The 2,993-nt window shown below is 28.7% G+C and carries 3 protein-coding genes; all 3 read left to right on the top strand.

The features are described from left to right. On the top strand, window positions 1-232 hold a 232-nt coding region (locus tag KA873_RS12680; RefSeq protein ID WP_186304976.1), incomplete at its 5' end, for a protein rep. A 983-nt stretch (window positions 233-1,215) separates the two neighbouring features. Then, complete coding sequence (locus tag KA873_RS12675; protein WP_049948317.1) at window positions 1,216-2,037, top strand: putative RNA methyltransferase; 822 nt, start codon at window positions 1,216-1,218, stop codon at window positions 2,035-2,037. 183 nt (window positions 2,038-2,220) lie between these two features. After that, window positions 2,221-2,993: protein rep (locus tag KA873_RS12670; protein ID WP_210140542.1), on the top strand; the 773-nt coding region annotated here is incomplete at its 3' end.

Genomic DNA, 2,993 nt, shown 5'->3' with positions numbered 1-2,993 from the left:
GGAAATCGTGAATGATTTAGAAAAAGGTTTATACCGAAAACGTATGTTGAGTTATGGTGGATTGCTTAAACAAAAACATAAAATTTTAAATTTAGACGATGCCGAAGATGGCAATTTAATTAATACAAGTGACGAAGATAAAACAACAGACGAAGAAGAAAAAGCACATTCAATTACTGCAATTTGGAATTTTGAAAAACAAAATTATTACTTAAAAGATTTGAAACGTTAGCTTAAAAGCTAGCGTTTTTTTTATGTATTTTTGCCCCTGCAGGAACTATAGCGTTCAACCGGCATGGTTGACCAGTTTTACCATGAAAATTTTAATTTGCATGTAAATGGGCAGTGTCTGAAAAATTCGCCACTGGTTATGTACAAAAAATGAGATAAACAATTTAACTTTTTAAGTTATATAAATTTTAGGGAGTTCCAATCAAATTAGAAAAATATATATAAAAGTTATATCGTTTTTCTGGCTTATGTTTAAAAAGTACAAGTGATTGTATTTAAAATGACTTTAGCAACTTAAGTAATATGTCTTTTGAATACAAGTTAAATGTCAGAAAGATGTACCCTTATTTTGCTCATATTTGCGTTTTAAGAAACATATATAAATATACAGGTAATAAAAATATATAAATATAGAGTTTGCTCTAAATACCCCCTTAAAATTCAAAATAAAGGCATTTAAAAATTAAGAAAATAAAAAAGCTACTAGCAAAAAACTAGTAGCTTAAATCTTAGTTAAATTTCTATGTAGTATTAATTTTTATATCTACGCTACAACGTCGATTCTAGTTCGTGCAGTATTAATTTTTATATCTGCGCTACAACGCCGATTCCTTAAAACTAAGATAAAAATTGACGAAGGTCGATTATGGTTTTTTACGCGTTCTTTTTAGAACGCATAAGTGCGCCCTTACGGGATTTAACTAGATTATAACGACGAAAAATAGACCTGTAAAGCAATAACAGTTGGGTCTACTTTGTCTACTGGGCAGACAAGAAAAGAACACGCATTTATGCCGAGAAAATTTATTGATGTTGAGAAGAACCCTTAACTAAACTTGCAGACGAATGTCGGCATAGCGTGAGCTATTAAGCCGACCATTCGACAAGTTTTGGGATTGTTAAGGGTTCCGAGGCTCAACGTCAATAAAGCAATTGGAATAAAGCAACTTTGTTATTTATAATTATTTGATTGGAGGTGTGAATATGTTTTTTAAGTGTTCTATATGTGATGAAAAATTAAAGAGAGGTTATAAAACTTTAGCATGTGAGAATAACCATACTTTTGATATTGCAAAAGAGGGTTATTCGAATTTAATTTCAGGGCATAAAAAAAGTAAATACGATAAAAAATTGTTTATTGCTAGAAGAGAATTGAATGATAGTAGCAATTTGTATTCGATATTAATTTCAAAAATCATAGAAATTATTAAAAAATATGAGATTAAAACTAAAAATAATGTGATAGATGTTGGTACTGGTGAGGGTTATATTTTAAATGAAATTAGTAAAACATTTCTTGGTGAAAATGAATTCTTAGGTATAGACATTGCAAAAGAAGGTGTAAAAAAAGCAGCAAAATCATATAAAAATATAAATTGGTTGGTTGCTGATCTAGCTGATATACCAGTTATGAATGGGAATGTAGACTTTTTAATTAATGTGCTTAGCCCTTCTAATTATGATGAGTTTAAAAGAGTTCTAGATAAAGAGGGGAAATTGATAAAAATAATTCCTAATAGTGATTATTTAAAAGAAATAAGGAATATAGTCTTTAGTAATCATAAAAATAAGGATTATGATAATTCTGAGGTTATAGATTTATTTGAAGCTAATTTTAATAAAATTGAAATGATAGACATTAGTTATAAGGTTAAATTAAATAAAGAAGAATTGAATAAATTACTTGATATGACGCCTTTAACGTGGAATTTAAGTGACGTAGAAAAAGAAGGAATAATTAAGAAAAACTTAAGTGAAATTACGATGAGTTTTAAGGTTTTGGTTGGTGGTTTTAAAACGAGTTGAAAACGAGTTTCTTCTTGTCTTGATACTATATAGAAATAACGTTCTTTTTTAAAATGTTGTTTCAAGCTTGATGTAACAGTGTTTTGAAAGATTTTTAGTGTATAAAATAAAATTTGACATAAAAAAACTCCAGTAATAAGATTAAAGTGTCGAGCTAAAATCAAATACTGGAGGTCTTTTTATATGCAAGACAATCATACAAAATATATAGATGAAAATCAAGATAATAAAACACTAAAAGACTTAACGAAAAGTGGGAAACAACGCCCGTGGAGAGAAAAGAAAATCGATAATGTAAGTTATGCAGATATACTAGAAATCTTAAAAATTAAAAAGGCTTTTAACGTAAAACAATGTGGTAACGTCTTAGAGTTCAAGCCTACTGATGAAGGTTATTTGAAGTTACATAAGACATGGTTTTGTAAATCAAAATTGTGTCCAGTTTGTAATTGGAGGCGTGCTATGAAAAATAGTTATCAAGCTCAAAGAGTGATTGAAGAAGTGGTTAAAGAAAAGCCGAAAGCACGTTGGTTGTTTCTTACACTATCAACACGAAATGCGATAGATGGAGATACTTTAGAAAAAAGTCTTAAACATTTAACTGAATCATTTAGAAGATTATTTAAATATAAAAAAGTTAGTAAAAATTTAATTGGTTTTATGCGTTCGACAGAGGTTACAGTTAATAAAAATGACGGTAGTTATAATCAACATATGCATGTTTTATTGTGTGTTGAAAGTAAATATTTTAGAGGTTCTGAGAATTACATTTCTCAAAATGATTGGATTAATTTATGGCAAAAAGCATTACAAGTTAATTATCGGCCAGTAGCAAATATTAAAGCGATCAAACCAAATCAAAAAGGCGATAAAGATATTCAAGCAGCAATCAAAGAAACCTCGAAATATTCGGTTAAATCATCTGATTTTTTAACTGATGATGACGAAAGAAATCA

This window comes from Staphylococcus sp. GDY8P45P, from assembly GCF_017892745.1.
Classification (GTDB): Bacteria; Bacillota; Bacilli; order Staphylococcales; family Staphylococcaceae; genus Staphylococcus; species Staphylococcus cohnii.
This window is presented reverse-complemented; position numbering and strand designations above follow the sequence as displayed.